Here is a 6015-nt window from a genome sequence, read left to right as displayed (position 1 = left end):
TCCGTAGGGGGGGCCCCCTTCCCCCCCCCCCCCCCCCTCCCTCCCCCCCCCCCCCCCCCCCCCCCCTCTCCCCTCTTCTCCCCCCCCCCCCCCCCCCCCCCCCCCCCCCCCCCCCCACTGCCCCCTCTGGGAATGTGTCCAGGACGGGCCGCCGATTCACCCCTTCGGGCAGGCGCTCGGAGTGAATCGGGGGAGCGGAAGGGGGCGCGTTCGCATCGCCTTCTGTCCGGCTGATCACCGCCGACCTACGGTCGGGATTTACGGGGAACGGCCGGGAGGTTCGAGCATGGCGGGACGGGGTCCGGGGGCAGGGGACGCCCCGGGCAAGGGGGAGCGGGGCGGGCACGAGGCGCTCGACATGTCCCTGGTACGGGTGTGCGACCTGGCGGGACGCCCCAAGGGCATGGGCTTCGCCGCCGACGACCTCGGCACGGTGATCACCAGCCATGAGGCGGTCGACGGCCTGACGCGGGTCGTCCTGCACGCGCCGGGCGAGCGCACCTGTGTCGTCTCCGCCGACGCCGTGGTGGCACTGCCCGAGGCCGGCCTCGCCCTGGTGCGCACCGAGGGCCTCGGCCTGCGTCCGCTGCCGCTGGCCGTACGGGACTCCGTGGCGACCGGCACCTATGTGCGGATCGCCGCCTGCGGCTGGCGCGAGGCCCGGGTGCTCGGCTGCTCCCCGGTGACCTACACGGCGACGGACCGCTTCCATCTGCTGGCCTCCGCCCTGGAGCTGGCGATCGGCACCTCGGGCGCCGACGCGCTGCGGCTCGGCGGCGGAGCGGCGGGCGGCCCGGTCGTCGACGCCTCGTCCGGAGCGGTGCTCGGTGTCCTGGGAACGGCACTGCTGCCCCAGGCCCCCGCCGATCCGACCACGCAGGGGGACCCGCTCCCACCACACCGCCCCGCGGGCTTCGCGGTACCACTGCGGGGACGGACATCCCCGTGGGGAGCCGAGGTGCTCAGGGAGTTGCTTGAGCGGAATGCCGCTACCGTTCCCGGCTATGGGGCCGACCTCAATCTGGCGGGGGCCCTGCATCTGACGGCGACGTCCGTGGGGTGCGACGGGCCGCGCCCGGAGCTGCTCGAACCGGTCGAACGGCCCGCGACGGCAGCGGAGTTCGACGCGTTCACCGCGGGCCCGGCCTCCGTGCTCGGCCTGGTCGGCGACCCCGGCACGGGCCGCACGACGGAGCTGGCCGTGCTGGCCGCCCGGCGGGCCAAGGGCGCCGCGCCTCTGCCGACGCTCTGGCTGCGCGGTGCCGACCTGCGGGACACGGACACCTCCGTCGCCGACGCCGTGGAGCGCGCGCTCGGCCGGGCGGGCCGCATCCTCGCGGCGGCCAGGGACACCCCGGCGGGCCAGGGCCTCGGCGACATCTCGGCGGGGCGCGTGGCACGCCTCGTACGGGACGCCGGGCGGCCCCTGCTGTTGCTGCTCGACGGGCCAGAGGAGATGCCGCCCGCGGCGGCGCACCGCCTGGCCGAGTGGAGCGAGGGCACCGCCGCCTGGCTGCGGAAGACGGGCGCGCGCCTGGTCATCGCCTGCCGGGCGGAGTACTGGGAGCAGGCGGGGGCCCACTTCGCCCCAGAGGTGCTGCACGGAACGGACGCGGACACCGGCCCGCCGAGCCACGTACGCCTCGGTGAGCTGCCCGAGCCGCAGGCCCGCGGGGCCCGCGAGCGGTACGGCATCCCGGAAGGGGCGCTCACCGAGGCCGACGCCCGGCACCCGCTGGCGCTGCGGCTGCTCAGCGAGGTCCGCGCGGCCAGGCCCGACGCGCCACCGCCGGGCACCCCGGCCAGGGAGGAACTGTTCGGCGCCTACCTGGACCTGCTCTGCCTGCGGATCGCGGTGCGCCTCGCGGTGTCGAACGGGCTGCGGGGCACCGCCGTGCGCCGCCTCGCCGCGAAGGTGTCGGGGCAGGTCCACGAGGCGGCGCGGCGCTGCCTGGGCCCCGGCCACGGCGGGCTCGACCGGGCATCCTTCGAAGCGGTCTTCCCGTGGGGAGCGGCGCCGGGCGCACGGTTCCACGGCTGTACGGGATGGGCGTCGGCGGTGCTCACCGAGGGCCTGCTGATGCCCGCGGGGGCCGGGTACCGCTTCGCGCACGAGGAGCTCGCCGACTGGCTCCAGGGCACGCATCTGGACGTGGACGCCGCCCTTGACGCCCTGGTCCGGCGGCACCGCCCCCGGGACCCGGTCGTCCCCGAGCAGCGCGGCCCGGTTTCCGAGCGCCCGTTGCCCGTGCCGCGCCACCGGATCGGCCCGGTCCTCCAGGCCCTGCTGTCGCTCGGCCGCCGGCGCGGCCCCGCCGAACTGGCACCGCGCCTGCGCGACCTGGTGGACGCCACGTCGGCGCCGGCGGACGCGACGCCCGGCGGGGCGGGCGCCGACGCGGGGTGGTGGGGCAGGCACCTGCTGCGGGGGGTCCTGTCACGCGTGCCGGACGCGACCCCGTATCTCCAGGTGCTTGAAGCCCTCGCCGACCGCGGGGAGTTCGGGACGGACTTCTGGCTGCGGCTGCCGCTGGGGGAGAGCGAGCGGTTCTCGCTGCTGCGCCGCCTCGTCGTGCGCGACGGGCCGCCGGGCACCCCGGGCCGCTGCCTGGACGCCGCCGCCGAGCTTCTGGCCGCCGATCCCGCGGGCGCACAGCCACTGCTCGTGCGCTGGTTCTCCGACGAGCGGCCGCTGGACGCCGCGCCCGACGCCACCGTCGCCTCCGCCGCGCAGGCGCTCCTTTACACCCACCGGCACCGCGCCATCGACGCCCTCACCGACGCCCTCGTCGACAGCGGCCACGCCCGCGCCGACGAGCTCCTTGCCGCGCTCGCCGAGGAGGAGCCCGCCGCCGTCTGCCGTGCCGTCGACCGCTGGGCGCGGGACGAGCGGCCGGGACGGCACGCCGCGGCCGCCGCGCACGGCCTGCGCGCCGCCGCGCACACCACCGCCGAAGCCGACCGCGAGCTGCTGCGGTACGCCGCGCTCTGCCTGCTCACGGGCCCGGCCGAGGAGTCCCTGCACGGGGCGGCGCTCGCGCTGCTGGTCCGCGATCCGGTGACGCGTGCGCGGTATCTGGGCCGTGCCCTGCGGCTCCTCGCCGACGGGGATCCGCGGATGCCGGTGAGTGCGGTGGCCGCGGCCCTGCCTTCCCACCCCGAGGCGGTGCTCGCCGCCTTCCGGGCTCGGTTGGAGGCGCCGGGGCCCGTCGCCGATGACGTGCTGGGCGGCCTTGTCGACGCGACCACGCCCGTGCTCGCCCAGCGGGTCGCCGCCCTGGTGCGGGACTTCCTCGCGGCCCGCCCCGAGGCCGGTGAGGCCGCCGCGGCGTACGTCGACCGGCGCATCGAGGAGGGGCCAGGCGTACGTGACGTCCTCTTCCCGCTGGTGACGGGGCTGCTGGACAGCGCGACGCCCTCGGCGGCCCGAGCCGCCCTCGCATCCGTGCTCGCGGCCCCCGGCAGCGCGGCTTCCGGGGTTCTGCGGGGCGAGCTGCTCGACGTACTGCTCGGCCAGGAGCGGGACCTCACGGTCCTGGAGAGCGTCGTGCGGACCGTGGCCCGCGCCGCCGCCGAGTGCGGCGAGGAACCGGCTCGCGAGCGGGTGCGCCGGGCGGCGCGGCAGCTCGTGCGTACGCCGGAGGGCGCGTCCCGCTTCGACCGCTGCCTGGTCGAACTGGCCCGCTCCGAGCCGGGTTTCGCCGCCCTGGTGACCCGCTGGCTCGACGGCGCCCCCGAGGAGTGGGCCGCCCTGGTCGGCCCGAGCGCCTGCCGGACGATCGAGAACCTCGCGGGTGGCGTACGGGTACCGGCCTGACGTCCACGCGTCCGGGACCGGGGAGTGACCCCCGCCACCCCGGACGAAGAGATACCGATGCGAGCCGGGGCCCTCCGGCATGGCAGTCTTAGACCTGCGTAATCGGCAATGGGAACGTACAGACGTAACGGACGTACACAGGTTCGGCGAGGAGCAAAGAAGTGCAGCGCTGGCGTGGCTTGGAGGACATCCCCCAGGACTGGGGGCGCAGCGTCGTCACCATTGGTTCCTACGACGGCGTGCACCGCGGGCACCAGCTCATCATCGGCCGCGCCGTGGAGCGCGCCAGGGAGCTCGGCGTGCCCGCCGTGGTCGTCACGTTCGACCCGCACCCCAGCGAGGTCGTGCGCCCCGGCAGCCACCCGCCGCTGCTCGCCCCGCACCACCGGCGCGCCGAGCTGATGGCCGGCCTCGGCGTGGACGCGCTGCTGATCCTGCCCTTCACCACCGAGTTCTCGAAGCTGTCGCCCGCCGACTTCGTGGTGAAGGTCCTCGTCGACAAGCTGCACGCGCGCGTGGTCGTCGAGGGCCCCAACTTCCGCTTCGGCCACAAGGCCGCGGGCAACGTCGGCTTCCTCGCCGAGCTCGGCACCACGTACGACTACGAGGTCGATCTCGTCGACCTGTACGTCAGCGGTACGGCGGGCGGCGGTGAGCCGTTCTCCTCGACGCTGACCCGGCGCCTGGTCGCCGAGGGGGACGTCACGGGCGCCGCGGAGATCCTCGGCCGCCCGCACCGCGTCGAGGGCGTCGTCGTGCGCGGCGCCCAGCGCGGGCGCGAGCTGGGCTTCCCCACGGCCAACGTGGAGACGCTGCCGCACACCGCGATCCCCGCCGACGGCGTCTACGCCGGATGGCTGCACGCCCAGGGCGAGGCGATGCCGGCCGCGATCTCCGTCGGGACGAACCCGCAGTTCGACGGGACCGAGCGGACGGTCGAGGCGTACGCGATCGACCGCGTCGGTCTTGACCTGTACGGGTTGCACGTGGCCGTGGACTTCCTGGCCTTCGTGCGGGGCCAGGCCAAGTTCGACTCCATCGAGGCGCTGCTTGTCGCTATCGCGGATGACGTGAAGAGGTCCCGGGAGCTGATCGAGGCCGCGGACCGCGCCTAGCCGCCGGGCGGCCCTTAAGGGGCGCGGGGAACTGCGCGACAAGCCCCCACCGGCGGAAGGCCGAGAACGCACCTAAGGCGCCCCGCCGGCAGCCGCTGCCGCCCAGTGGCACGCCACCTGCGTCTCACCGCCCCCGGAGAGCAGCGGGAGGTCCACCGTCCGGCAGTGATCCGCCACGCCCGCCCGCTCCGCCTCGCCCGAGGCGAGGATCTGGCACCGCGCATGGAACCGGCACCCGCCGGGGATCCGTGAGGGGTCCGGGGGCTCCCCCGTGAGGACCACGGGCGAGCCCGGCGCCTCCGGCAGTACCGACAACAAGGCCTGCGTATAAGGGTGTTGAGGAGCCGTCAGGACCTCCTCCACCGTGCCCGTCTCGACGATGCGCCCCAGGTACATCACCGCCACCCGGTCCGCGATGTTCCACGCGAGCCCCAGGTCGTGCGTCACCACCAGCGCGGAGAGCCCCAGCTCCTCGCGCAGGTGCAGCAGCAGGGCGAGGATCTCACCGCGTACGGAGGCGTCCAGGGAGGCGACCGGCTCGTCGGCGACGATGAGTTCGGGTTCGAGGACGAGCGCGCCCGCGATGACGACACGCTGGCGCTGGCCGCCCGACAGCTCGTGCGGATAGCGCAGGAAGAACCGCTCCGGGGGCCGGAGCCCGGCCCGGGAGAGGGCCTCCGCGACCGCGGCCCGCTCGTCCCCCGCGTACCCGTGGATGCGCAGCCCCTCGGCCACGGCCTCGTACACCGTGTGCCGCGGGTTGAGCGAGCCACTGGGGTCCTGGAGGACGAGCTGGACGCGCTTGCGGTACGCCTTGAGGGCGCGTCCCGCGTAGTTCAGCGGCTCCCCGGCGAACGTCACCTTGCCCGAGGTCGGCGGCACGAGGCCGAGCAGCGAACGCGCCAGTGTCGTCTTGCCGCACCCCGACTCGCCGACCAGGGCGACGATCTCGCCTGCCCTGATGTCGAGGTCGACGCCGTCCACCGCCCGCGCGGTCGGCGCGCCCCGGCGGCCGGGGAAGGCGATGTGCAGATCGGCGGCCGACAGCAGCGTGCCGCCGGGCTCCCGAGTGGTGGTCATGCG

Annotated in this window: 3 protein-coding genes; 2 read left to right on the top strand and 1 reads right to left on the bottom strand. The window is 75.7% G+C overall.

Features of this window, described 5'->3' with window-relative positions; genetic code table 11:
- Positions 1–286: 286 nt before the first annotated feature.
- Entirely contained in the window at positions 287–3817 is a 3531-nt protein-coding gene (locus ACZ6JY_RS26275; protein ID WP_469199491.1) for a trypsin-like peptidase domain-containing protein, read from the top strand.
- A gap of 161 nt (positions 3818–3978) precedes the next feature.
- The gene (locus tag ACZ6JY_RS26270) at positions 3979–4932 is read left to right on the top strand and encodes a bifunctional riboflavin kinase/FAD synthetase (RefSeq protein WP_469199489.1); all 954 of its coding nucleotides are present in this window, start codon (positions 3979–3981) and stop codon (positions 4930–4932) included.
- Positions 4933–5004: 72 nt separating this feature from the next.
- On the opposite strand, the gene ACZ6JY_RS26265 is transcribed toward ACZ6JY_RS26270, so the two are convergent.
- Positions 5005–6012: an ABC transporter ATP-binding protein gene (locus ACZ6JY_RS26265; RefSeq protein WP_469199487.1), complete on the bottom strand. Its 1008-nt coding sequence runs from the start codon at positions 6010–6012 to the stop codon at positions 5005–5007.
- Positions 6013–6015 lie beyond the last annotated feature (3 nt).

This window comes from Streptomyces sp. NPDC046335, assembly GCF_055587985.1.
Note: the sequence above shows the minus strand (reverse complement) of the source record. Positions and strands in the feature narration are given on the sequence as shown.

What these genes read in the sequence shown, in the direction of transcription:
- ACZ6JY_RS26275 (WP_469199491.1), top strand. Translation starts at nt 287, where the DNA reads ATGGCGGGACGGGGTCCGGGGGCAGGGGACGCCCCGGGCAAGGGGGAG.
- ACZ6JY_RS26265 (WP_469199487.1), bottom strand. Translation starts at nt 6,012, where the DNA reads ATGACCACCACTCGGGAGCCCGGCGGCACGCTGCTGTCGGCCGCCGAT.